The following is a 25,278-nucleotide window of genomic DNA, read 5'->3' as shown; positions in this document are numbered from 1 at the left end:
GCGGGGGCCGGATTTGAACCGACGACCTTCGGGTTATGAGCCCGACGAGCTACCAGGCTGCTCCACCCCGCGTCCGTGGATGCGCACTATACTCGGATAGGTTTGTGATGCAACCCCTTTTTCACATAAATCATGATTTTGTATGCAAATTGAACGACATGGCATTGTTTGGGCTATTTTTTGCGCAAAATTTGCCAAAGGGCATGCGATTGCATTTCATTAGCCCTGGCGGTTTGTTATCTTCATCACGCGGAAATGGGCAACTTAAAGACGAGATATAATGAAAGGACGTTGGGCGAAGTATCTGATGACGGGCGCAATGGTAGCCATTCTTGCGGCCTGCTCTTCTAAACCGACCGATCGCGGTCAACAGTATAAAGACGGGAAGTTATCCCAGCCTTTCTCTTTAGTTAATCAACCTGATGCCGTTGGCGCACCGATTAACGCCGGCGATTTTTCCGAGCAGGTTTACCAGATCCGCAACGCGTCGCCGCGTCTGTATGGCTCTCAGAGTAGCGTCTATAGCGCGGTTCAGGACTGGCTGCGTGCGGGCGGTGATACGCGCAATATGCGCCAGTTTGGTATCGATGCCTGGCAGATGGAAGGGGCGGATAACTACGGCAACGTCCAGTTCACCGGGTATTACACGCCTGTGATTCAGGCGCGACACACGCGTCAGGGCGAGTTCCAGTATCCTATTTATCGCATGCCGCCAAAGCGGGGGCGCCTGCCGTCCCGCGCCGAGATTTACTCCGGAGCGCTGAGCGAAAATTACGTTCTGGCCTACAGCAACTCCCTGATGGATAACTTCATCATGGACGTTCAGGGCAGCGGCTACATTGATTTTGGCGATGGTTCGCCGCTTAACTTCTTCAGCTATTCCGGTAAAAACGGCCACGCCTACCGCAGCATCGGCAAGGTGTTGATCGACCGCGGCGAAGTGAAGAAAGAAGACATGTCGATGCAGGCGATCCGCGAGTGGGGCGAAAAACACAGTGAAGCCGAGGTGCGCGAGCTGCTGGAGCAGAACCCGTCGTTCGTCTTCTTCAAACCGCAAAACTTCGCGCCGGTGAAAGGGGCCAGCGCTGTTCCGCTGATTGGCCGGGCGTCGGTGGCATCGGATCGTTCCATTATCCCTGCGGGCACTACGCTGCTGGCGGAAGTGCCTCTGCTGGACAACAACGGCAAATTCAACGGTCAGTATGAACTGCGTCTGATGGTGGCGCTGGATGTCGGCGGAGCGATTAAAGGCCAGCACTTCGATATCTATCAGGGCATTGGCCCGGATGCCGGCCACCGCGCGGGCTGGTATAACCACTACGGACGCGTATGGGTGCTGAAAGCGGCGCCTGGCGCCGGAAACGTATTCAGCGGCTGATTGTGGTATTCTGAGCGGAATACGGATTACTGTTCAGGGTGAGGAAAACCTCACCCTTTTTACATCTGAGGTTTTATGTCTGTGGTAATCAGCGATGCCTGGCGCCAGCGTTTCGGCGGCACGGCACGTCTCTATGGTGAAAAAGCTCTGCAGCTGTTTGCGGATGCGCACGTCTGCGTCGTGGGCATTGGTGGTGTGGGGTCGTGGGCGGCAGAAGCGCTGGCGAGAACCGGTATTGGCGCCATCACGCTGATTGATATGGATGACGTGTGCGTCACCAACACCAACCGTCAAATCCATGCCATGCGTGATAGCGTCGGCCTGGCAAAATCTGAGGTCATGGCGGAACGTATTCGCCTGATTAACCCGGAATGTCGGGTCACGGTGATTGATGATTTTGTGACGGCAGATAACGTCGCCGAATACATGAGCAAAGGCTATAGCTATGTGATTGACGCCATCGACAGCGTGCGTCCCAAAGCGGCGCTGATCGCGTACTGTCGTCGTTACAAGGTTCCACTGGTGACCACCGGCGGCGCGGGTGGGCAAATCGATCCGACGCAGATCCAGGTGGCCGATCTGGCGAAAACCATTCAGGATCCGCTGGCGGCCAAGCTGCGTGAACGCCTGAAGAGCGACTTTAACGTCGTGAAGAACAGCAAAGGCAAGCTGGGCGTTGATTGCGTGTTCTCGACCGAAGCGCTGGTCTACCCTCAGGCGGATGGTTCGGTCTGCGCGATGAAAAGCACGGCGGAAGGGCCAAAACGAATGGATTGCGCCTCAGGCTTTGGTGCGGCCACCATGGTGACCGCTTCCTTTGGCTTTGTGGCGGTGTCTCACGCCCTGAAGAAGATGATGGCGAAGGCGGAACGTCAGGCCTGAGCCTGACGTGCGGCATCCTGCACGGCTTCGCTTAGTGCTATAAGGCCCTGACCGCGCGAGGCGCTCAGCTGCGCGCGCAGTCCCAGCTCATCAAAGAGCGCCAGCGGCGAGCGCGTCAGCAGCTCCGCCGCGCTTTTTCCCTCAATGGCGGTTAACAGTACCGCCAGCAGCCCGCGCACGATACGTCCTTCGCTGTCGCCAAAGAAATGCAGCTTCTCGCCCGTGACGCTTACGCCCAGCCAGACGCGGTTCTCACAGCCCGCGATCTCTTTTGCCTGCGCTTTAAGCTCGTCAGACAGGGTCGGGAGTTGCTTACCGAGAAGGATAAGCTGGCGATATTTATCCTCCCACTGCGAAAGCGGGGCGAAGGTCTGCTTTAAGGTCTCTTCTGTGATGACGGTGCCAAACGGATGTCCGGCTAAATCTGCGTGTGTCATTAATCCACCAGTATTTCAAGGGCGCGATCGACGGCGGCAACCAGCGCGTCTACGTCGCTTTGCGTATTGTAGGGCGCAAACGAGGCGCGCAGCGTACCGCTCACGCCAAGCGCCGCCAGAAGCGGCTGGGCGCAGTGCTGGCCGGCGCGAAGGGCAATGCCATACCCGGCCAGCAGCGTCACCATGTCGCTATGGTGCACGCCCGCAAAATCAAAGGCGAGCAGGCTCGAGTCCTGCACGCGGAACGAGCGGAAACCCGGGCGCTTTTTGAGTTCTTCCTCTGCCAGCGTCGCCAACCCCCGGCTCCAGCTTTCAGCCTGAACAATGTCTGTTTCAGCCAGCCACTCGAGCGCGGCGCTCAGGCCAATGACGCCGGCCACGTTCGGCGTCCCCGCCTCAAGACGGTAAGGTATTTCCTGAGTTTTAAAGCCCTCGAAGGTCACTTCGGTAATCATTTTGCCGCCGCCGAGCCACGGCGTCATTTGCGCCAGCAGTTCCGGTTTACCGTACAGCGCCCCGATACCGGTTGGCCCGTAGAGCTTATGTCCTGAGAAGGCATAAAAATCGATATCAAGCGCCTGCACGTCGGCCGGGAAATGCACCACGCCCTGCGCGCCGTCGACCATCACGACCATGCCGCTGGCATGCGCGATGCGAATGGCCTGCGCCAGGTCCGGGCAGCCGCCGGTAACGTTCGACATCTGCCCGAGCGCCAGAATGCGGCTGCGGGGGGTGATCAACTCTGGTAGGCGGGCCACGTCGGGCAGAAGGTTTGCACCCAGAGGGAGTTTCACCACGCGTGCACCCGTTTGCTCGGCTACCATCAGCCACGGCACCAGGTTTGCGTGATGCTCCGCCTCGCTGACGATGATTTCGTCGCCCGGCTGAAGCAGTGGGCGCGCGTAGCACTGGGCCACCATATTGATGGCCTCGGTCGTGCCGCGCGTCCAGACGATGTTTTTCCCGCTTTCGGCATTGATCAGGCGCGCGACCTGATCGCGTGCGGCTTCATAGCGCGCGGTTAATCGCTGCGCTTCGGCAAACTGGCTGCGATGCACGTTGCCGGCGCTCAGGCTGTAGAACTGCTGCGTCGCCTCAATCACCGCCTGTGGCTTAAGGGCGGTGGCGGCGCTATCAAGGTAAATACCGGCATCGGCCAGCGCCGGAAACTGGGCGCGGAACTGCGCAGGGCTGAAAGCGTTCATGGGATTCCTCATATCAATAATGCGATCGTCGCGCAATTTCAGCGGCAGGGCAAGGAGGTTGATATCTATCAGAATTGTCTGCTTATCCATATGACCCTGAAAAAGCAGGTTATGCTAAATAGTGTTAGGCGGATGTTTTAGCCTGTTATAAATCGAGGTTTGAATAGCATTAATTGCTAAAGGAGAATAATCATGAATAAGACAGCTGCAATCATTTCTGCCTGTGCGTTTACTTTTGCCCTGAGCGCCTGTTCTGGTAACAACTACGTCATGCACACCAACGATGGTCGTTCCATCGTTTCGGAAGGGAAACCGACAACCGATAACGATACCGGGATGATTTCATACAAAGATGCTAACGGGAACAAGCAGCAGATCAACCGCACGGACGTGAAAGAGATGAAAGAGATCGAGCATTAACAGATCGATAAGCAAAAAAAAGCACCGCAAATTGGCGGTGCTACATTAATCACTATGGACAGACAGGGTAAATGTACAGGAAGTGAAAAATTGGTAGCGTTGCTACCGTGGTCTGAATCGCAGACCAATTGCAAACACAACAACACAACATCACAACCGTAAGCCAAAAGCCCTTCAGAACACGCATTCCGAAAAAAGCTCTTCGTTCCGGCTCAGGAAGTGCCGCCACTATAGGTATTTGCTGGTAGTTCCTCAACGGACAAATTATAATGGCTCAGATAAAAAAAACTAATAGGTTAAACGTTGTTTCCTGTTTGTTAAAATCCGTTAACATCTAAGCCAGATAACCATGTCAAAGCGATTGCCACCCCTCAATGCATTACGTGTTTTTGATGCAGCAGCACGTCACCTGAGCTTTACCCGCGCAGCAGATGAGCTTTTTGTGACACAGGCCGCAGTAAGTCACCAAATCAAGTCTCTGGAGGATTTTCTGGGCCTTAAGCTGTTTCGCCGACGCAACCGTTCGTTGCTGTTGACCGAAGAGGGGCAGAGCTATTTTCAGGATATTAAAGAGATTTTTTCCCAGCTAACTGAAGCCACGCGTAAGCTTCAGGCCCGCAGTGCAAAAGGTGCCCTGACCGTCAGTTTATTGCCCAGTTTTGCCATTCAATGGCTGGTGCCGAGACTCTCAAGCTTTAACTCAGCTTATCCGGGGATCGACGTTCGAATCCAGGCAGTAGATCGTCAGGAAGACAAGCTGGCCGATGATGTAGACGTCGCTATTTTTTATGGTCGCGGTAACTGGCCGGGCTTGCGCGTCGAGAAATTATACGCAGAATATCTCCTGCCGGTCTGTTCTCCGCTGCTGTTAACGGGCGACAAGGCGCTGAAATCACCCGCTGACCTGGCTAAGCATACGCTTTTGCATGATGCTTCTCGCCGCGACTGGCAAACTTATACCCGTCAATTAGGTCTTACTCATATAAACGTGCAGCAGGGACCCATTTTTAGCCACAGTGCGATGGTGTTACAGGCTGCCATTCACGGACAGGGCGTGGCATTGGCGAACAACGTGATGGCGCAGTCCGAAATTGAGGCAGGCCGTCTGGTTTGCCCTTTTAATGATGTACTGGTCAGCAAGAATGCGTTTTATCTGGTTTGTCATGACAGTCAGGCAGAACTGGGTAAAATAGCCGCTTTCCGGCAGTGGATACTGGCGAAGGCGGCAAGCGAGCAAGAAAAATTCCGCTTCAGGTATGAACAATAACGTTTGTGTGCCGGGCACGCATCAATTCAGGACTTAAACATGACCAGCCGATTCATGCTGATTTTTGCCGCGGTGAGTGGCTTTATTTTTGTTGCACTGGGCGCTTTTGGCGCACATGTTTTAAGCAAATCTTTGGGCGCAGTAGAGATGGGCTGGATCCAGACCGGCCTTGAATATCAGGCGTTCCATACGTTGGCTATTTTTGGGCTGGCGGTGGCGATGCAGCGCCGTATTAGCATCTGGTTTTACTGGAGCAGCGTCTTTCTGGCGCTGGGCACGGTGCTTTTCAGCGGCAGCCTTTACTGTCTGGCACTTTCGCATTTACGCCTGTGGGCGTTTGTTACACCTGTCGGCGGCGTCAGCTTCCTGGCGGGTTGGGTATTAATGTTTATCGGAGCTATCCGTCTGAAACGCAAGGGCGTTGTTCATGAATAAGGTTGTTTTATATTGTCGCCCGGGGTTTGAGAAAGAGTGCGCCGCGGAAATTACCGATAAAGCGGCGAAGCGCGAAGTCTTCGGCTTTGCCCGCGTTAAAGAGAACGCGGGCTATGTGGTATTCGAATGCTATCAGCCTGAAGATGCAGATAAGCTGGCGCGCGAACTGCCGTTCAGCTCATTGATCTTCGCCCGCCAGATGTTTGTTGCGGGCGAGCTGCTGAAGGATCTTCCGCCGGAAGATCGCATCACGCCAATCGTCGGCATGCTGCAGGGCGTGGTGGAGAAGGGCGGCGATCTGCGCGTTGAAGTCGCGGATACCAACGAAAGCAAAGAGCTGATGAAGTTCTGCCGCAAGTTTACCGTGCCGCTGCGCGCGGCGCTGCGCGATGCGGGCGTGTTGACGAACTACGAAACGCCGAAGCGTCCGGTGGTGCATATCTTCTTTATTGCGCCGGGCTGCTGCTATACAGGCTACTCGTATACCACCAACAACTCTCCATTCTTTATGGGCATCCCGCGTCTGCGCTTCCCGGCCGATGCGCCAAGCCGATCCACCCTGAAGCTGGAAGAGGCATTCCACGTCTTTATCCCGGCGGATGAGTGGGATGAGCGTCTGGCAAACGGCATGTACGCCGTCGATCTCGGCGCGTGCCCGGGCGGCTGGACCTATCAGCTGGTGAAACGCAATATGTGGGTTTCCTCTGTCGATAACGGCCCTATGGCGCAAAGCCTGATGGACACCGGGCAGGTTACCTGGCTGCGTGAAGACGGCTTCCGCTATCGCCCGAACCGTAACAACATCTCGTGGATGGTGTGCGATATGGTTGAGAAACCGGCAAAAGTGGCCGCACTGATGGCCTCCTGGCTGGTGAACGGCTGGTGTCGCGAGACCATTTTCAACCTCAAGCTGCCGATGAAAAAGCGCTACGAGGAAGTGTCGCAGAACCTGGCCTATATTCAGGAGCAGATGGACGAACACGGTATTAACGTGGTCATTCAGGCGCGTCAGCTGTATCACGATCGTGAAGAGGTGACGGTGCATGTTCGTCGCTGGTGGGCGGCCGTGGGTGGGCGTCGCGACGAGCGATAGTGCGTGCTTTGTTTTGCCCGGTGGCGCTGCGCTTACCGGGCCTACAAAACCGTATAGTCGTTTTAGCGTTCTAACCGCAACTGCTGTAAATTCCCGTCTAGCTGCAAATCTGTCTGTAGCGTCGCCACATCCCGGCAGATAAACGCCATCTCTTTATGCGCTTCCAGCTTTTTGCGCCATTTTTCCGGTACCTCATCCAGCCTGGTGTATATCCCCTCCAGGCTCTGAAAATCCGTCAGCAGCTGGGCGGCACTCTTCGGCCCTATGCCCGCCACACCCGGTACCTTCGAGCTACTTATCCCCGCCAGACCCCAGTAGTCGGGCAGCTGCTCAGGCGAGACGCCAAACTCACCGGCGATGAAGGGGGCGTCAAGCCAGCGTTTCTGGAAGTAATCGCGGATACGGATCGTGGGAGAGAGGAGCTGACAGTAGCCTTTATCGGTTGAGACGATTGTCGCCTGATGCCCGGCGCTGGCAATCTTTACCGCAAGCGTAGCCGCCAGGTCGTCAGCCTCATTGCCGTGCGCGCCCCAGCAGGGGACACCGCGTTGTTCAAAGGCGGCGCGGATAACGGGCATTTCGGCATGCAGGTCGTCCGGCATCGGCGCACGTCCTGCCTTATAGTCCGGGAGGCGCTGATGCCGCCAGCCGCTGTTGCGCGCTTCGTCATCAAACACGGCCACGGCATGCGTCGGTTCGCTGTGGCGAATGAGTTGCTCCAGCGCGTGCAGGCAGGTGTCCTTACAGGGCGTGCCCTGTACCGCATGGATCCGGCGAATCAGGTTGAGCGCGTCGACGATAAGCAAATGAACAGCCACAGATAATCTCCCTAAAATCTAATGGGTAAAGGGTATCATTGTCGGCAGGAGGAAACGAATAGCGTGAGGAAAAACAGGAAGAAGCCTCGCAAAACGAGGCTTCCTGAGAGGCTTAATCGCAGGTAACGATCTTCATTGCCAGGCCGCCGCGAGAGGTTTCGCGGTATTTGGCGTTCATATCCTTACCGGTTTCGTACATGGTTTCGATAACCTTATCGAGACAGACGCGCGGCTCGCTGGTGCGGCGCAGCGCCATACGCGCCGCGTTCACCGCCTTCACGGAGGCAATCGCGTTACGCTCGATGCACGGTACCTGTACCTGTCCGGCTACCGGGTCACAGGTCAGCCCCAGGTTGTGCTCCATGCCGATTTCGGCCGCGATGCACACCTGCGCTGGACTTGCGCCCAGGAGCTCTGCCAGACCCGCCGCCGCCATGGAGCATGCCACGCCGACTTCACCCTGACAGCCCACTTCCGCACCGGAAATGGACGCGTTCATCTTGTACAGGGAGCCAATCGCGCTGGCGACCAGCAGGTAGCGCGCCAGAGAGTTCGCGTTTACTTCGCGGATAAACTTGTCGTAGTACGCCAGCACTGCCGGAACAATGCCGCAGGCACCGTTGGTCGGTGCTGTCACAACGCGGCCGCCTGCGGCGTTCTCTTCGTTCACCGCCAGGGCGAACATGTTGATCCAGTCCACAACGGCCATCGGGTCCGTGGTCGTTTTGTCGGTGCTGACCAGCATACGGCGCAGTGCAGCCGCACGACGCGGCACGCGAAGCTTGCCCGGCAGAACGCCTTCGGTGGTGATGCCGCGCTCAATACCGCCGCGCATCACTTCCCAGACGCTGGTGAAGTGCTGTTCCAGCTCTTCTTTACTGTGCAGGGCCAGCTCGTTTTTCATCATCAGGCCGGAGAGGGACAGGCCCGTCTCCTGGCAGTGACGCTGGAGGTCCGCCGCCGTTTTGTACGGATATGGCACCTCGACGGACGAGGTATTGGTTTGACCAAAGTGGTCTTCGTCGACGATAAAACCGCCGCCGATAGAGTAGTAAGTCTGGCTGTATACCGCTTTGTCGCCGGCCAGCGCGGTGATACGCATACCGTTTTCGTGCAGCGACAGGTTGTCCGCATGGAAATTCATGCAGTGGTCAACCGGGAATTCCACTTCGTGTTCGCCGTTTGCCAGCAGCAGGCGACCGTGGGTGTTGACGTCCTGGATGAAGCCAGGGATCGCATCAATATCAACGGTATCCGGCAGGTTTCCCGCCAGGCCCATGATAATGGCGATATCGGTATGGTGGCCTTTCCCGGTCAGGGAAAGCGAGCCGTACACATCGACAACCACGCGGGTGATGTCGTGCAGGATGCCGCGTGCAATCAAGTCATCCGTGAACTGCTTACCGGCTTTCATTGGTCCGACGGTGTGAGAGCTGGAAGGACCAATACCGATTTTGAAGATATCGAATACGCTAATCATGATGCGTCCATTGCTATCAGTCAGAGGGGAGGAGTGCGCCGCCCGAGGACGGCGCTGGAGATATTAGCTGAACAGCGAGTAGAAAATGGCGGAGATGGCAATCAGGCCCATAATCACAACGAATACGTTGCTGATATGACCGCTGTATTTACGCATCGCAGGGACTTTCTGAATCGCGTACATCGGCATCAGGAACAGAATCATCGCGATAATCGGGCCGCCCAGGGTTTCAATCATGCCCAGGATGCTTGGGTTCAGCGTTGCTACCGCCCAGGTGGTAAGCAGCATGAACAGCGCAGTGATTTTGTTCAGCTTGTTGATTTCAATGCTCTTGCCTTTACCGCGCAGAGATTTAATCACCATACCGTTGAAGCCTTCACGCGCGCCCAGATAGTGGCCGAGGAAGGATTTGGTGATAGCGATAATCGCGATGATAGGAGCCATCCACGCAATAACCGGTGCGTTAAAGTGGTTCGCCAGGTAAGACAGAATAGAGATGTTCTGCTCTTTCGCTGCCGCCAGATCCGCCGGAGAGAGGCTCAGTACGCAGCTGAAGACGAAGAACATAACGGTCAGTACCATCATGATGTGAGCGCGTGCCAGGATGCTGGAGCACTTCTTCTCTGCGCCATTACCGTACTCTTCACGTTTCGCAACGGCGAAGGAAGAGATGATTGGGGAGTGGTTGAAGGAGAAGACCATCACCGGAATTGCCAGCCAGAAGGTCATCAGCAGGCCGTTACCGGTTGCAGATGCGCTGCTCAGGGACAGGGTTTCCAGCGCTGCACCGTTCCACTGTGGGATCAGGTAGCAGGCCAGCACCATCAGTGCAATCACGAACGGGAACACCAGCACGCTCATCGCTTTCACGATCATCTGCTCACCGAAGCGCACGATGGTCATCATGCCCACAATCAGGATCAGAGAAAGAATGGCACGCGGAGGCGGCGTCATGTGCAGCTGGTGCGCCATGAAGCTTTCTACGGTGTTGGTGATCGCCACGCTGTAAACCAGCAGGATTGGATAAATTGCGAAGAAGTAGAGCAGGGTAATCAGTTTACCTGCGCCAACGCCGAAATGTTCTTCAACAACTTCAGTGATGTCTTCGCCCGGATTTTTACCGGACAGCACGAAGCGGGTCAGACCGCGGTGTGCGAAGAAGGTCATCGGGAAAGCAATGATAGCCATAATGATCAGCGGGATCAGACCGCCGACGCCTGCGTTGATAGGAAGGAACAGTACACCAGCGCCGATTGCTGTGCCGTAAAGGCCAAGCATCCACATGGTATCCGTTTTGCGCCAACCACTTCGGGATTCAATCGAAGCAACGGTGCTGGTTTGAGTGGTTTCCATCTGTATCTCCTGGAGGAAGCGAATTGTCAGGTTTTTTAGTCAAATCCGATGAAAAAGTGCCTGACGGTAATATGAAATTCGTTCAGTGACGGTTTTTTAATAATTTTCGCCCGTAACTATTGGCGGGCGGAAAGATACATTCTCGTTATGAATCTATCAGTGATCCCGATCCCAAATGCAATAATCCACTTATGATGTGGGCATCTTTAGACCATTTATCTGTTAAAAAAACATCAAAGAGAATTTACGGGCGCGAAGGCTACCACTAACGACATGTGGGCTGAAAGACAGACCCGTGATATAGGTGTCTTTGGCTGTAAAGAAATGGGTTTTTAGTATTTTCTGGCAGGTAATTTGGATTAAGGCTGATAATTTACGGTTGTTAAAACCAGGTAATCGTTTGCTTTTGTGAAAAAATTGTAAAGACATAAGTAATGCCTATGAATTGCTTCAGTAATAAAAAAAGCCGGGACGCGCGACAGGGCGGCCCGGCTTTGATGAGACGCTGCTAAGCGCTATGTGCAGATTTCGTAGCAAGGAATATAGGCTGAGCCCGGGAGCTTCATGCGGTGCTGAGCGACGAAGCCCTGCAGCATGTCATCCATACGGCGCATCATCTCCGGGTCGCCGTGGATCTTGTACGGACCGTACTGCTCAATTGCGCGGATGCCGACTTCTTTGACGTTGCCCGCCACAATCCCGGAGAAGGCGCGACGCAGATCGGCCGCCAGGACTTCCACCGGCTGGTCCGGGTAGAGTTTCAGGTTCGCCATATTCTCGTGCGAAGGCTCAAACGGGATCTGCAGGTCCGGCGCAATACGGATGGACCAGTTAAAGCTGTAGGCATCGCCAGTATCACGGCGGTTCTCTTTCACCAGCGGCATCGCTTTTTTCATCTGACGCGCCACTTCCGCGGCATCATCAATGATGATGCGATAGTGACGACGCGCGGCTTCGCCCAGCGTGTGCACGATAAACTCGTCCAGCACGCGGAAGTAGTCTGCGCTCTCTTTTGGCCCGGTCAGGATCAACGGCAGAACCTGATCTTTGTTGGCCGGGTTCATCAGAATCCCCAGCAGATAGAGCAGCTCTTCCGCTGTCCCTACGCCGCCCGGGAAGATGATAATGCCGTGGGCGATACGGACAAACGCCTCAAGACGTTTCTCGATATCCGGCATGATGATCAGCTCGTTTACCAGCGGGTTAGGTGGCTCAGCGGCGATGATTGATGGCTCGGTCATGCCGATAAACCGCCCCTCTTTATAACGCTGCTGCGCGTGCCCGACAGCCGCACCTTTCATGGGGGCTTCCATCGCACCCGGGCCACAGCCGGTACAGATATTCAGCTCGCGCAGGCCGAGCTGCGTCCCCACCCGACGGGCATAGAGATACTCGGTTTCGTTAATGGAGTGACCGCCCCAGCAAACGACCATGTTCGGGGCTTCGCCGACGTGCAGGGCGCGGGCGTTGCGCAAAATAGAGAACACCAGGTTGGTAATATGGACCGAGCTTTCCAGGTCGAGATGCTGGAAACGTCCTGCGTTGTGGATCTGCCCGTTAACAAACAGGATGTCACGCAGCACGGCAAACAGGTTAGCCTGAAGTGAACGAATTATGCGCCCGTCGACGAAGGCGTCTTCCGGCGGGTTGATGACTTCAAGCTTCACGCCACGCTCGCGGCGCAGCACGTTGATATCAAAGCTTTCGAAGCGGGACAGCAGTTCTTTACTGTTATCTGTCAGGCTTCCGGAGTTCAGTACGGCAAGTGAACAGTTACGAAACAGTTGATAAAGATCGCTGCTGGCCGTGCGTTTAAGCATGTCCACTTCCAGCTGCGACAACATATCCATTGAGCCAAGCGGGCTAATATGTGTAATCAAGTGAGCTCCTTACGGGACGATTATCGTCTTTCCCTGTTGATTACAATAGCCCTGCCGCGTGACGTTTCACAACCTAAAGCGCGGAAGATACCGCGCATATTGTGAAAATATTTATATTACTGGCGTACCAGCCGACCTGTCGCAGGTACAAATTCGGTATTGGTCCGCCACGGGTTGATATCCAGACCGCCGCGTCGGGTATAGCGCGCGTAAACGCTCAGCTTTTCTGGCTGACAGAAACGCTGAATATCGCTAAAGATGCGCTCCACGCACTGCTCGTGGAATTCGTTGTGATGGCGGAACGACACCAGATAGCGCAGCAGCTTTTCCCGGTCGATTTTCGGGCCGCGGTACTGGATCTGCACTGAACCCCAGTCCGGCTGGTGGGTAATCAGGCAGTTGGACTTCAGCAGATGGCTGACCAGCGTCTCTTCGACCACCTTTCCGCTTGCCGCGTTTTCGAGGTAATCGGCGCTGAATTCATAGTTCTTCACCTCGATATCCTGATCGTCGATGCAGGTTCCGTTGAAGTGGGCAATTGGCTGGCCCTCCAGCTCGTGCAGGCGATACAGTGAAACGCTCACCTTGCCCTGCGCGCAGGCGCTTAAGTCGCGCTCCAGCGTGTGCTGAACGTCGTCCCAGCTGTTGAACGTAGTCTGGTTAAAGCTGTTGAGATAGAGCTTGAAGCTTTTGGATTCCACAAGATTCTGGCTGGCGTAATCCAGCTCAACGTGGCCCACCGCCACCTGCGGCAGCCCGCGCGCGTTGAGCCACGAGAGTTCGTACAGCGTCCAGATATCACCGCCGATAAACGGCAGCGCGTCCGCATGCAGGCCCAGAGGATCGCGATTCAGGCTGCGCGGCACGCCCTGCAGCAGGCTTGCATCGTAGGTATCGCGGTAGTCGGTCGATTTACCCAGCGTTAAGCCGGTTAACGCCTGATGATTTTCGTAAGACATGTTTCATAGCCACTTTACAGGTACACTTATGCCCTGAGTTTATCCTGTCTGACAAGAAGAGAGAAATCGGTGGACATCGAAACGGCAAATGCCCTTACTACCTTCACAACCCGTTATTGCGACGCATGGCATGAAAAGCAGGGCACGTGGCCGCAAAGCGCTGATTTATATGGCGTACCCTCGCCGTGCATTATCTCTTCATCCGACGATTACGTTATCTGGCAACCAAAGCCCAATGCTGGTGCGCAAAATGTAAATGCGGTTGAACGGGCGATGGACCTTGTGGTACAACCAGCGATTCATGCGTTTTACGCCACGCAGTTTGCAGGGGATATGCCCGCGCGATTTGATGATATCACGCTGACGCTGTTGCAGACCTGGAGCGAAGACGATCTGCAGCGTGTTCAGGAAAACCTGATTGGTCATCTGGTCACGCAAAAACGCCTTAAGCTTTCTCCGACGCTCTTTATCGCCACGCTCGACAGCGAACTGGACGTTATCTCCGTCTGTAACCTGTCCGGCGAAGTCATTAAAGAGACTATCGGCACCCGCAATCGCGAGACCCTCGCCCCCTCACTTGCGGATTTCCTTACCCGACTTGAGCCACTTCTGTAATCCATGATGCTACAGCGCGTGTGAGAGATCTCTTACACGGTTTGTGAGAGATCGCTGGAACATTCAGTATCGCCTCATTTAATTAAGATTAATATCACGCTGTTTTTCAATGGATTACTTGTTGTTAACCGCACTTTTAGGAATATCTGACGGTTTACAACCCTGACAGGGTGGGTTGTAAGACGAAGCGGAATAGCGGATTCTATCTCCGTCGACAGGAAGCCGACACGAGAAACGAACATCAGGATGATGGCGTTTCTTACTCAGGACTCGTCAGGATGGCGCTGCAGGAAGGCTTCAGGATGAAGCAAGTGGATAACGCAGGATGCGTAAGGGACACCTCCAGGAAGGAGAATGAGAACCGGTCAGGATGGTCGGTAGGTCAGGAAGACCAGGACGTTTCAGGATGAAACAAACACGTCAGGATGATGTGTGCAGGATGCACAGGTTTACGGATGACCAGGCCTTCGGGCTTCAGGAAAAGTTGTCACGGATGAGCAGGGAGCACGAATTGTAGCTGGAATGCTGCGAAACGAACCGGGAGCACTGTTTTTACAGTGCTCCCTTTTTTTATTTCTGCCTTCCGCAATGCTATGCTGCGCGCCGTTCACTTTTTCAGTTGAGGTTACCATGACGCAACACGATAGCGTTCGTGCTCAGTTGCACGCCATCGAAGCCCTTTTGCGCCAACATCAGCTGTGGCAGGAGACCGCGCCGCAGCCAGATGCGTTCGCAAGCACCCAGCCCTTCTGCCTGGATACGCTGGCCCCGTTTGAGTGGCTGCAGTGGGTGTTAATTCCGCGTATGCACGCCCTGCTTGAGGGCGGTCACCCGCTGCCGCAGGCATTTGCTGTCTCTCCCTATTATGAAATGGCGCTGGAGGCGACGCACCCCGCGCGCGACGTGATGCTGGCCGAACTGGAAAAACTGGACTCCCTGTTTGCCGGTGAAGATGCATGACGCTTGAGATCCTCTATCAGGACGAGTGGCTGGTGGCGGTGAACAAACCGTCAGGCTGGCTGGTGCACCGAAGCTGGCTCGATCGCGACGAGAAAGTGGTGGTGATGCAAACGGTACGCGACCAGATTGGTCAGCATGTTTTTACCGCCCATCGTCTCGACAGGCCGACCTCCGGCGTGCTGCTTATGGGGCTGTCCAGCGAAGCCGGCCGTCTGCTGTCGCAGCAGTTCGAACAGCACCAGATCCAGAAACGCTACCACGCAATCGTCCGCGGCTGGCTGACCGACTCCGCCACGCTGGACTACCCGCTGGTAGAGGAGCTGGACAAAATCGCCGATAAATTTGCCCGCGATGACAAAGGTCCGCAGCCCGCAGTGACGGATTATCGCGGCATGGCGACGACCGAAATGCCGGTGGCCACCAGCAAATTTCCGACCACACGCTACAGCCTGGTTGAGCTTTTGCCCAAAACCGGGCGTAAGCACCAGCTGCGACGCCATCTTGCGCATCTGCGTCACCCAATTATAGGCGACAGCAAACATGGGGATTTACGTCAGAACCGCAGCGCGGCCGAGCATTTCGGCTGCGGCCGTCTGATGTTACACGCGAGCGAGCTCAGCCTGACGCACCCGTTTACCGGCGAACCGCTGACTATCCGCGCGGGGCTGGACGACGTCTGGATGCAGGCGCTGTCACAGTTTGGCTGGCTGGGGCAACTCCCCAAAAATGAAAGGGTTGAGTTTGTATCGGGCAACGTTCAGGATGAACGGTAAGCGCATTCATTATGGGAAAATTACATGGCTGAAGTAGGCATTTTTGTCGGCACAATGTACGGCAACTCGCTGCTGGTAGCGGAAGAGGCTGAGGCAATACTCGCCAGCCAGGGTCATAAAGCCACGGTCTACGAAGACCCGGAACTGGCGGACTGGGAAAAGTATAAAGATAAATACATTCTGGTGGTGACCTCCACCACCGGGCAGGGCGATCTGCCGGACAGCATCGTGCCCCTGTTCCAGGGTATTAAGGACCAGCTTGGCTATCAGCCGGACGTGCACTACGGCATCATTGCCCTGGGCGACAGCTCTTACGCCAACTTCTGCGGCGGCGGAAAGCAGTTCGATGCGCTTCTGCAGGAGCAGAGCGCCCAGCGCGTCGGCGAGATGCTGCTGATTGACGCGGGTGAACACCCTGAACCCGAAAGCGAATCGAACCCGTGGGTGGAGAACTGGGCCTCACTTCTCAAATAACGCTCTGCCCGGCGGCGCTTCGCTTGCCCGGGCCTACGGGTTTTCCAGAGGCCGGGTCAGGCGGAGCCGCCACCCGGCAATACACCCCGCACCAAACGCCAATTCCGTGAACCACCTTCCACTATCCTGGGCTTATGCCATAAACAACCTCTCATACACCCTTAAATACTGTGTTTCTGCACGGTGAGGTGAAGAGGCACTCCTTCATATACTTTCCCGGTCACTATAAAACGGCTTCAGGCCGTACCAAAACGACAAACACAAATCTCATTCTGATTACCCTACGGTGCTGTACAGAGTGAACCTGGCGAAAGCTATGTTTCAGGAGTGCAACAATGAGTACATTAAGCCACGCAGCGAGCGGCGCTGAAAAGCGCACCAATGCCCGCTACTGGATAGTGGTGATGCTGTTTATCGTCACGTCCTTTAACTATGGTGACCGCGCCACGCTGTCGATTGCTGGTTCGGAAATGGCAAAAGATATCGGCCTTGATCCCGTGGGCATGGGTTACGTTTTCTCCGCATTCTCATGGGCCTATGTCATCGGGCAAATTCCTGGCGGCTGGCTGCTGGACCGCTTTGGCTCTAAGCGCGTCTATTTCTGGTCCATCTTTATCTGGTCGATGTTTACCCTGTTGCAGGGCTTCGTCGATATCTTCAGCGGCTTCGGCATTATCGTGGCGCTCTTCACGCTGCGCTTCCTGGTGGGCTTAGCGGAAGCACCTTCCTTCCCGGGCAACAGCCGCATTGTGGCGGCATGGTTCCCGGCGCAGGAGAGGGGAACGGCGGTAGCGATTTTCAACTCCGCACAGTACTTCGCAACGGTGATCTTTGCGCCAATCATGGGCTGGCTGACGCATGAGGTGGGCTGGTCACACGTCTTCTTCTTCATGGGCGGGCTTGGGATCGTCATCAGCTTCGTCTGGCTGAAAGTGATCCACGAACCCAATCAGCATCCTGGCGTGAACAAAAAAGAGCTGGAGTACATCGCGGAAGGTGGAGCGCTGATCAACATGGATCAGAAATCCGCAAAAGCAAAAGTCCCGTTTAGCCAGAAATGGGCGCAGATCAAACAGCTCGTCGGCTCGCGCATGATGATCGGCATCTATCTGGGCCAGTACTGTATTAACGCTTTAACCTACTTTTTCATCACCTGGTTCCCAGTGTACCTCGTGCAGGCTCGCGGCATGTCGATTCTGAAAGCGGGATTTGTTGCCTCGGTTCCGGCAATCTGCGGCTTCGTCGGTGGCGTGCTCGGCGGGGTGATTTCCGACTGGCTGATGCGCCGCACGGGGTCACTGAACATCGCGCGTAAAACGCCGATTGTGCTCGGCATGCTGCTCTCCATGACTATGGTGTTCTGTAACTACGTCAGCGCGGAGTGGATGATTATCGGCTTTATGGCGATGGCCTTCTTCGGTAAAGGCATTGGTGCGCTGGGCTGGGCGGTGATGGCGGATACGGCGCCGAAGGAGATCAGCGGCCTGAGCGGCGGCCTGTTCAACATGTTCGGCAACATCTCCGGCATTGTGACGCCAATCGCTATCGGTTACATCGTCGGTACCACCGGCTCTTTCAACGGCGCGCTGATTTACGTGGGTGTGCATGCGCTGGTGGCGGTACTGAGCTACCTGGTGCTGGTGGGAGATATTAAACGCGTCGAACTTAAACCTGTAGGGGAGCGTGGATGATGACAACGCAATCAAGCCCTATCGTCACCGAGATGAAGGTCATTCCGGTGGCCGGACAGGACAGCATGCTGCTCAACATTGGCGGCGCCCATAACGCCTGGTTTACCCGTAATATCGTCGTGCTGACAGACAGCGCAGGGAATACCGGCGTGGGCGAAGCGCCGGGCGGAGAGGTGATTTACCAGACGCTGGTCGACGCCATTCCGCAGGTGGTGGGCCAGGAGATTGCCCGTCTGAACAAGGTGGTTCAGCGGGTGCATAAGGGCAATCAGTCGGCAGATTTTGATACGTTAGGTAAAGGTGCCTGGACGTTCGAACTGCGCGTCAACGCGGTTGCCGCGCTGGAGGCGGCCCTGCTCGATTTACTGGGCCAGGCGCTGAATGTCCCGGTCTGCGAGCTGCTGGGGCCCGGGAAACAGCGCGATGCGGTGACGGTGCTGGGATACCTGTTCTACGTAGGCGACCGTAATAAAACCGATCTGCCTTATCTGGACCGTTCGCCGGGCAACCATGAGTGGTATCACCTGCGCCATCAGGAGGCGCTGACCGGCGAGGCGGTGGTGCGTCTGGCGGAAGCCGCGCAGGATCGCTACGGCTTTAAGGATTTCAAGCTGAAGGGCGGCGTGCTGCCCGGCGAGCAGGAGATTGAAACGGCCCGGGCGCTGAAGAAGCGCTTCCCGGATGCGCGCATCACCGTTGACCCGAACGGCGCATGGCTGCTGGATGAAGCGATTAGCCTGTGCAAAGGGCTGGGGGATGTCCTGACCTATGCGGAAGACCCCTGCGGCGCGGAGCAGGGCTTTTCGGGCCGCGAAGTGATGGCCGAGTTCCGTCGTGCCACCGGGCTGCCGGTGGCGACCAATATGATCGCCACCAACTGGCGCGAAATGGGCCATGCGGTGATGCTCAACGCCGTCGACATTCCGCTGGCGGACCCACACTTCTGGACGCTCTCAGGCGCGGTGCGTGTAGCGCAGCTGTGCGATGAGTGGGGCCTGACCTGGGGCTGTCACTCGAATAATCATTTCGATATTTCGCTGGCGATGTTTACCCACGTTGGCGCGGCAGCGCCGGGTAACCCGACCGCCATCGACACCCACTGGATTTGGCAGGAGGGGGAAGCCCGCCTGACGAAAAATCCGCTGGAAATCAAAAATGGCAAGATTGCCGTACCGGATGCACCGGGCCTGGGCGTGGAGCTTGACTGGGATCAGATCCATAAAGCCCATGAGGCGTATAAAAAATTGCCGGGCGGCTCGCGTAACGACGCGGGTCCGATGCAGTACCTTATTCCCGGCTGGACATTTGACCGTAAGCGCCCTGTTTTTGGACGTCACTGATAAAAGGATTGAACGATGAGTACTTTTTCTACCCCTGTAGTCACCGCCATGCAGATCGTTCCGGTTGCGGGCCATGACAGCATGTTGATGAACCTGAGCGGCGCGCATGCGCCATTCTTTACCCGCAATATTGTGATTATTAAAGACAATGCCGGCCATACCGGCGTGGGTGAAATTCCGGGCGGGGAGAAGATCCGTAAAACGCTGGAAGATGCCATTCCGCTGGTGGTGGGCAAAACGCTGGGTGAGTACAAAAATGTTCTCAATACCGTGCGCAACACCTTTGCCGATCGCGATGCCGGTGGCCGTGGCCTGCAGACCTTCGATCTGCGCACCACAATCCACGTGGTGACCGGTATTGAATCCGCCATGCTGGATCTGCTGGGCCAGCATCTGGGCGTTAACGTTGCGTCGCTGCTGGGCGAAGGGCAGCAGCGCAGCGAGGTCGAAATGCTGGGCTATCTGTTCTTTGTCGGCGACCGCAAGCTGACGCCGTTGCCGTATCAAAGCCAGCCGGACGACCAATGCGACTGGTACCGGCTCCGCCACGACGAGGCGATGACCCCGGATGCGGTGGTACGTCTGGCTGAGGCCGCGTACGAAAAATATGGCTTCAATGATTTCAAACTGAAGGGCGGCGTGCTGGCCGGTGAGGAAGAGGCGGAAGCCATCACCGCGCTGGCAAAACGTTTCCCGCAGGCGCGCGTAACGCTCGATCCGAACGGGGCCTGGTCCCTTAATGAAGCGATCGCGATCGGCAAGCAGCTGAAAGGCGTGCTGGCCTACGCGGAGGATCCGTGCGGGGCTGAGCAAGGCTTCTCTGGCCGGGAAGTGATGGCGGAATTCCGTCGCGCCACGGGGCTGCCGACCGCGACCAATATGATTGCCACCGACTGGCGTCAGATGGGACACACCCTGTCATTACAGTCTGTTGACATTCCGCTGGCTGACCCGCACTTCTGGACGATGCAGGGGTCGGTGCGCGTAGCGCAGATGTGCCACGAGTTTGGCCTGACCTGGGGCTCGCACTCCAACAACCACTTCGACGTGTCGCTGGCGATGTTCACTCACGTTGCCGCCGCCGCGCCGGGCAAGATTACCGCTATCGACACGCACTGGATCTGGCAGGAAGGTAACCAGCGCCTGACCAAAGCGCCGTTTGAGATAAAAGGGGGCATGGTGCAGGTGCCTTCAACGCCGGGGCTGGGGGTTGAGCTGGATATGGACCAGGTCATGAAGGCCCACGAGCTGTATCAAAAACACGGCCTGGGCGCACGCGACGACGCGATGGCGATGCAGTATCTGATCCCGGACTGGACATTCGACAATAAACGCCCGTGCATGGTACGATAAACGCATTGGGACCGCTCCCATGAGCGGTCTTTTACGTGGTGTATGCTTAACGTAACGACTATGCGTAAGGATGGCTTATGAAAATTGTTATCGCACCGGACTCGTATAAGGAAAGTTTGAGTGCGCTTGAGGTTGCGACAGCGATAGAGCGTGGTTTTCGCGAGATCTTTCCCGAGGCGGTTTACGTCAAACTGCCGGTCGCGGACGGTGGCGAAGGGACGGTTGAGGCGATGATCGCGGCAACGCAGGGACGCATTGTGCATGTTCCGGTGACCGGCCCGCTGGGTGAGCGCGTGGAAGGGTTTTATGGCTTATCCGGTGACGAGCAGAGTGCTTTTATTGAAATGGCGGCTGCAAGCGGCCTGGAGCTGGTCGTCCCTTCGCAGCGTAACCCCCTGAAAACGACCTCCTGGGGCACGGGCGAACTTATTCGCCACGCGCTGGACGCAGGCGTTAAGCATATCATTATTGGCATTGGCGGCAGTGCGACCAATGACGGTGGCGCAGGGATGGTGCAGGCGCTGGGAGCAAAGCTGCTGGACGACAGCGGGCAGCCCCTAGGACAGGGCGGGGGCGAGCTGGGAAAACTTGTCCGTATCGACCTGAGCGGGCTGGACAAACGTCTGGCGGAGTGCCGGATAGAAGTCGCCTGTGATGTGACGAACCCGCTCACCGGAAAGGATGGCGCGTCAGCCGTATTTGGCCCGCAAAAGGGGGCCACGCCTGAGATGATCGTTACCCTGGACAACGCGCTCGCACAGTATGCGAGAGTCATTGCCCGGGATCTGGATATCGATGTGCTAAACCTTGCGGGCGGCGGTGCGGCGGGTGGCATGGGGGCAGCGCTGTACGCCTTTTGCGGCGCGCAGCTGCGCCAGGGCATTGAGATCGTGACCGATGCGCTACACCTGGCCGACCAGGTGGCCGATGCGGATCTGGTGATCACGGGAGAAGGCCGCATCGATAGCCAGACGATCCACGGTAAAGTCCCTGTGGGCGTGGCGAAAGTGGCGAAACGCTTTAACAAACCCGTCATCGGGATTGCAGGTAGCCTGACGGCGGACGTTGGCGTGGTGCACGATCACGGTATTGATGCGGTGTTCAGCGTGATCTACACCATCTGCTCGCTGGAAGATGCGCTGGAAAATGCCAGCGAGAACGTCAGAATGGCCGCAAGGAATATCGCGGCGGTGCTGAAAGTCGGGCAGGGGATGTAGTTCTCCCTCTCCCTTGAGGGAGAAGGCTGGGGTGAGGGGGAACATACGGCTCTGGTGGTCATTCCGTTCACTTCATGTTTCTTGCTACTCTGTAACGGCATGACCTGTGAACGTGCCAGGGTGGCTCACTCGCCACCACCCTGGCAACCCGGGCTCCCGGCGGTAAATCGCCGCTTCGCGGTTCCCTCAGCTTATTCCTTCAGGCTATCGGGTCGGGCATCCCTGCAGGCCACGCCCTCTCGGCGCATCCCTGCGCCTCGCCCCGGCCTTACGGAAACGCCTCGGCGATTTACAGCCGGACCAGGGCATCGCTGTAAACCATTCATTTTCCTGAAGCAACATTCACCGCTTCCGGTTAAAAATTACTGGTGATTCCGGACCCCTGTGGGAGAGGGGCGGGGTGAGGGCATCAGGCCGCACCTGCAATTGTAGGCCCGGTAAGCGTAGCGCCACCGGGCTTTTACCTCAGTTCCCTAACACCTTCATCGCTTCCCGCGTCACGTTATCCATCTCATCCAGCAGCTCCAGAAACTCCGGTTCAAGCTCCGATTCCGGGGTACCTGCACGCAGCTGCTGCTCCAGCAGCTGGCAGAGGTTTTTCAGCCGTGGTACGCCGCTGTATCCGCAGCTACCGTGCAGCTTGTGGATCGCTTCCAGCAGTTCTTCCGGGTTTTCACCCACCAGCTGCTCTTCAACCTTGTTGCGAATTTCCGGCAGAAACGCGACCAGCATTTGCAGCATTTCGCGGGCCAAATCGGGTTTACCTGCCGCCTGGCGCAGCGCGAGCTGCCAGTCAAAGGTCGCGTTCTGATTGACGCTGATTTCAACCGGCTCACTGGACACCGTGTACGTCCCGCCAATATGACCCGGCTTATAGCGTAACAGCAGGTTATGAAGCTTCTCTTCATCGATTGGCTTCGCCAGATAGTCATTCATCCCGGCGCTCAGCAGCTTCTCTTTCTGGCCGGCCATCGCATGCGCGGTGACCGCAATAACCGGAGTTTGCTGCTGGTGCGGTAGCTGGTGGATCAGCTCGCAGGCCCGAATGCCATCCATGCCCGGCATCTGAATATCCATCAGGATTAAATCGAGCTGCATCTGCTTAGCCTGCTCGACCGCCTGCGCGCCGCTGGTGCACAGCTCAACGTGCTGAACCTGGTCCTCAAGCAATGCGCCAATGAGCTTCAGGTTTGCCGGATTATCATCCACCGCCATTACGCTCATCGGTAATTTTTGCTCGTCGTTAATCAGCGGGAGGGCATGCTGGCTAAGACGGCAGTACTCCGTGAGCGCGGGCAGCAGGCGGGTTGAAGTGAGCGGTTTAAGCAGACACGCGGCGGCCCCGTCATTTTTCAACTCTTCTGCATTGAGCTGGGCGTGGCAAGGCAACGCCAGCAGCAGATAGTCGGTCATCGACGCGGCTTTCGCCAGCCGCTCCTGCTGCATGGTCAGTTCGCCGGTGAAGGTGACCGGGATCCCCATCAGCAGAATGTCGTAATGTTCAACCGCAAGGGCTGAGAAGGTGGGGCTGTAGACCACCTCCAGCGGCGTGGTGCTTAAGATATCGAGCGCGCACTGCGCTGCCGCCGCGTTCGGTTCAACGTAAGCAAGACGCTTGCCTTTCAGGCAGTCCGTCACCGGGCCATCGGTCAGCACGTTCGGATTGAGATCCAGATTAATATGGAACCAGAAGGTTGAGCCGCGGTTCGGCTGGCTGTGGAAAGAGATATCGCCGCCCATCTCGTTCACCAGGCGTTGCGTGATCACCAGCCCCAGGCCGGTACCGCCATGACGGCGGGAGATGCTGGCGTCCGCCTGACGGAACGCCTGGAACAGCCGCGACTGATCCCGCTCCGGAATACCGATACCGGTATCGCGGATCTGAACTTCAATCTGGACCTTATTGCTGCTGATGGAGCGTTTCTCTACCAGAATGTCGATGTTACCGCTTTCGGTGAATTTAATGGCATTCCCGACAAGGTTGGTAATGACCTGCTGCAGGCGCAGCGGATCGCCAATGACGTTATCCGGCACGTCGTTTTTAATGTTGAGCGTCAGCTCAAGGCCTTTGTCGTGCGACGAGTGCGCGAGCAGCGTCACCACTTCATCGAGCGTGCTGCGCAGCGGGAACGGAATGCTTTCCAGGATAAGCTTGCCCGCTTCCAGCTTGGAGAAGTCCAGCACGTCGTTAATGATCGCCAGCAGGTTGTTGGCCGAGCGCTCAATGGTGTGCAGATGATCCCGCTGAGTAGGGTTCAGCTCGCTTTTCAGGGTCAGGCGGGTAAAGCCGATCACGCCGTTGAGCGGCGTACGCAGCTCGTGCGACATATTGGCAAGGAATTCAGATTTAATACGCGCCGCTTCCTGAGCGCGCTTTTTCGCCAGATCCAGCTCAACGTTCTGAATCTCCATCTGCTCGAGCGTTTCGCGCAGGTCGGACGTGGCCTGGTCGACGTTATGCTGCATCTCTTCGTGGTACGCCGCCAGCGACATGGCCATCGAGTTGATGCCGTTTTTCAGCATATCCAGCTCGCCCAGCATAAATCCTTCCACGCGGCTGTCGAGCTGTCCCCGGCGGATGCGGTCAACCGTGTTGACCATGTTGCGGATAGGCCCCGTCACGTCGCGCATCAGGCGCCAGCCAAAGATGAGCGCAATACCAATGCAGAACAGCATCATTACGCCAGAGATAAAGATTTCTTTGTACTGCTGCAGTCGGACCGACTTGAGATCCAGCTCCAGCGCCACATATCCCAGCATGTTATCGCTGGATTTGGCGTCCGATTGCGCGGACTCATCGGGTGAATAGCTTTCCGAAACGATCGGCGTGCGCAGAATCATGATATCGCCGCGCCGCAGCACGGTGAGGTGGCGCGGGAAAGGCGTTCCGTCCGGGATCTTCAGGGCAGCCGGATCGAGATGAAAATTCGAGGTCACAAACAGGCGGTTATGTTCATCGTACACCGAGATGGCGCGGACGATATCCGAATGACGGCGGTGGAGTACGCTGATTAACTGACCAATGGATTCGCGATTTTGCAGGTTCATGCCGTACTCGCTGGAGACGGCAAGCGGTTCGATAATGCTGGCTCCCGCATCTTCCAGCTGCCGCTGCAAATCGTTATAGCGGTGCACCACAAAGAAGATACTCAGCAGCAAACCGATGAGAACGGTGGGGGCGAGGATCAAAATCATCATGCGCGCGCGCAGGCTGTAGTTGGTCATGGCGTTCCGTTATGGGACAATTA

Annotated in this window: 22 protein-coding genes; 14 read left to right on the top strand and 8 right to left on the bottom strand. The window is 56.5% G+C overall.

The window, feature by feature from the left end; all coding sequences use genetic code 11:
• Positions 1 to 280: 280 nt before the first annotated feature.
• Together mltA and tcdA are read left to right on the top strand one after the other, a co-directional pair.
• Positions 281 to 1,378 carry a murein transglycosylase A gene (gene mltA, locus AC3WOK_RS20655; RefSeq protein WP_059311721.1) on the top strand — a complete coding sequence of 366 codons (1,098 nt, stop codon included), beginning with the start codon at positions 281 to 283 and terminating at the stop codon, positions 1,376 to 1,378.
• A gap of 75 nt (positions 1,379 to 1,453) precedes the next feature.
• Entirely contained in the window at positions 1,454 to 2,260 is an 807-nt protein-coding gene (gene tcdA / locus AC3WOK_RS20650) for a tRNA cyclic N6-threonylcarbamoyladenosine(37) synthase TcdA (protein ID WP_059311722.1), read from the top strand.
• Here the strand turns inward: tcdA and csdE are convergent.
• Entirely contained in the window at positions 2,251 to 2,697 is a 447-nt protein-coding gene (csdE, locus tag AC3WOK_RS20645; protein ID WP_047347997.1) for a cysteine desulfurase sulfur acceptor subunit CsdE, read from the bottom strand. The genes tcdA and csdE overlap by 10 nt on opposite strands.
• A complete protein-coding gene (gene csdA, locus AC3WOK_RS20640) occupies positions 2,697 to 3,902 on the bottom strand; it encodes a cysteine desulfurase CsdA (protein ID WP_063957270.1) in 1,206 nt (401 codons plus the stop codon). The genes csdE and csdA overlap by 1 nt, the downstream gene beginning before the upstream one ends.
• Before the next feature lie 192 nt (positions 3,903 to 4,094).
• Here csdA and AC3WOK_RS20635 point away from each other — a divergent pair, with 192 nt between their 5' ends.
• From AC3WOK_RS20635 to rlmM, 4 genes are all read left to right on the top strand, one after another.
• A complete protein-coding gene (locus AC3WOK_RS20635) occupies positions 4,095 to 4,322 on the top strand; it encodes a YgdI/YgdR family lipoprotein (protein ID WP_008499648.1) in 228 nt (75 codons plus the stop codon).
• 349 nt (positions 4,323 to 4,671) lie between these two features.
• The gene (gcvA, locus tag AC3WOK_RS20630; RefSeq protein ID WP_047347998.1) at positions 4,672 to 5,589 is read left to right on the top strand and encodes a glycine cleavage system transcriptional regulator GcvA; all 918 of its coding nucleotides are present in this window, start codon (positions 4,672 to 4,674) and stop codon (positions 5,587 to 5,589) included.
• 39 nt (positions 5,590 to 5,628) lie between these two features.
• Positions 5,629 to 6,024: a DUF423 domain-containing protein gene (locus AC3WOK_RS20625; RefSeq protein WP_008499646.1), complete on the top strand. Its 396-nt coding sequence runs from the start codon at positions 5,629 to 5,631 to the stop codon at positions 6,022 to 6,024.
• The gene (gene rlmM / locus AC3WOK_RS20620; protein WP_047347999.1) at positions 6,017 to 7,117 is read left to right on the top strand and encodes a 23S rRNA (cytidine(2498)-2'-O)-methyltransferase RlmM; all 1,101 of its coding nucleotides are present in this window, start codon (positions 6,017 to 6,019) and stop codon (positions 7,115 to 7,117) included. The genes AC3WOK_RS20625 and rlmM overlap by 8 nt, the downstream gene beginning before the upstream one ends.
• A gap of 62 nt (positions 7,118 to 7,179) precedes the next feature.
• Here rlmM and xni read toward each other — a convergent pair whose 3' ends face one another.
• The 5 genes from xni to queF form a co-directional block, all read right to left on the bottom strand.
• Positions 7,180 to 7,935 (bottom strand): flap endonuclease Xni, encoded by a 756-nt coding sequence (gene xni, locus AC3WOK_RS20615; RefSeq protein ID WP_059311723.1) that lies wholly within the window; start codon positions 7,933 to 7,935, stop codon positions 7,180 to 7,182.
• 112 nt (positions 7,936 to 8,047) lie between these two features.
• The gene (locus AC3WOK_RS20610; RefSeq protein WP_059311724.1) at positions 8,048 to 9,415 is read right to left on the bottom strand and encodes an L-serine ammonia-lyase; all 1,368 of its coding nucleotides are present in this window, start codon (positions 9,413 to 9,415) and stop codon (positions 8,048 to 8,050) included.
• 63 nt (positions 9,416 to 9,478) lie between these two features.
• Entirely contained in the window at positions 9,479 to 10,768 is a 1,290-nt protein-coding gene (locus tag AC3WOK_RS20605) for an HAAAP family serine/threonine permease (RefSeq protein WP_492355048.1), read from the bottom strand.
• A gap of 515 nt (positions 10,769 to 11,283) precedes the next feature.
• Positions 11,284 to 12,648, bottom strand: a complete 1,365-nt coding sequence (gene ppnN, locus AC3WOK_RS20600) for a nucleotide 5'-monophosphate nucleosidase PpnN (RefSeq protein ID WP_047348003.1) — start codon at positions 12,646 to 12,648, stop codon at positions 11,284 to 11,286.
• A gap of 116 nt (positions 12,649 to 12,764) precedes the next feature.
• Positions 12,765 to 13,607: an NADPH-dependent 7-cyano-7-deazaguanine reductase QueF gene (gene queF, locus AC3WOK_RS20595; RefSeq protein ID WP_447856145.1), complete on the bottom strand. Its 843-nt coding sequence runs from the start codon at positions 13,605 to 13,607 to the stop codon at positions 12,765 to 12,767.
• A gap of 69 nt (positions 13,608 to 13,676) precedes the next feature.
• Here queF and syd point away from each other — a divergent pair, with 69 nt between their 5' ends.
• The 8 genes from syd to AC3WOK_RS20555 all read left to right on the top strand — a co-directional run bounded on the left by syd (position 13,677) and on the right by AC3WOK_RS20555 (position 22,030).
• Positions 13,677 to 14,222: a SecY-interacting protein gene (gene syd / locus AC3WOK_RS20590; RefSeq protein ID WP_492355047.1), complete on the top strand. Its 546-nt coding sequence runs from the start codon at positions 13,677 to 13,679 to the stop codon at positions 14,220 to 14,222.
• A 630-nt stretch (positions 14,223 to 14,852) separates the two neighbouring features.
• Positions 14,853 to 15,182, top strand: coding sequence for a YqcC family protein (locus tag AC3WOK_RS20585; protein ID WP_059311758.1), 330 nt, complete (start codon positions 14,853 to 14,855; stop codon positions 15,180 to 15,182).
• On the top strand, positions 15,179 to 15,955 hold the full coding sequence (gene truC / locus AC3WOK_RS20580) for a tRNA pseudouridine(65) synthase TruC (protein WP_492355046.1): 777 nt from the start codon (positions 15,179 to 15,181) through the stop codon (positions 15,953 to 15,955). The genes AC3WOK_RS20585 and truC overlap by 4 nt, the downstream gene beginning before the upstream one ends.
• Positions 15,956 to 15,979: 24 nt before the next feature.
• Positions 15,980 to 16,429: a flavodoxin gene (locus AC3WOK_RS20575; RefSeq protein WP_023294459.1), complete on the top strand. Its 450-nt coding sequence runs from the start codon at positions 15,980 to 15,982 to the stop codon at positions 16,427 to 16,429.
• Positions 16,430 to 16,764: 335 nt separating this feature from the next.
• Positions 16,765 to 18,120, top strand: a complete 1,356-nt coding sequence (gene gudP / locus AC3WOK_RS20570) for a galactarate/glucarate/glycerate transporter GudP (RefSeq protein WP_059311729.1) — start codon at positions 16,765 to 16,767, stop codon at positions 18,118 to 18,120.
• Positions 18,120 to 19,460: an enolase C-terminal domain-like protein gene (locus AC3WOK_RS20565; RefSeq protein ID WP_492355052.1), complete on the top strand. Its 1,341-nt coding sequence runs from the start codon at positions 18,120 to 18,122 to the stop codon at positions 19,458 to 19,460. The genes gudP and AC3WOK_RS20565 overlap by 1 nt, the downstream gene beginning before the upstream one ends.
• 15 nt (positions 19,461 to 19,475) lie before the next feature.
• On the top strand, positions 19,476 to 20,813 hold the full coding sequence (gene gudD, locus AC3WOK_RS20560) for a glucarate dehydratase (RefSeq protein ID WP_492355045.1): 1,338 nt from the start codon (positions 19,476 to 19,478) through the stop codon (positions 20,811 to 20,813).
• Positions 20,814 to 20,890: 77 nt separating this feature from the next.
• Positions 20,891 to 22,030 carry a glycerate kinase gene (locus tag AC3WOK_RS20555; RefSeq protein ID WP_063429849.1) on the top strand — a complete coding sequence of 380 codons (1,140 nt, stop codon included), beginning with the start codon at positions 20,891 to 20,893 and terminating at the stop codon, positions 22,028 to 22,030.
• Positions 22,031 to 22,495: 465 nt separating this feature from the next.
• Here AC3WOK_RS20555 and barA read toward each other — a convergent pair whose 3' ends face one another.
• Positions 22,496 to 25,255, bottom strand: a complete 2,760-nt coding sequence (gene barA, locus AC3WOK_RS20550; protein WP_134348883.1) for a two-component sensor histidine kinase BarA — start codon at positions 25,253 to 25,255, stop codon at positions 22,496 to 22,498.
• Positions 25,256 to 25,278 lie beyond the last annotated feature (23 nt).

It is taken from the genome of Enterobacter sp. FW301-JW81 (assembly GCF_058788735.1).
The sequence above is the reverse complement of the archived record's forward strand: the minus strand, read 5'-3'. Positions and strand labels throughout refer to the sequence as shown.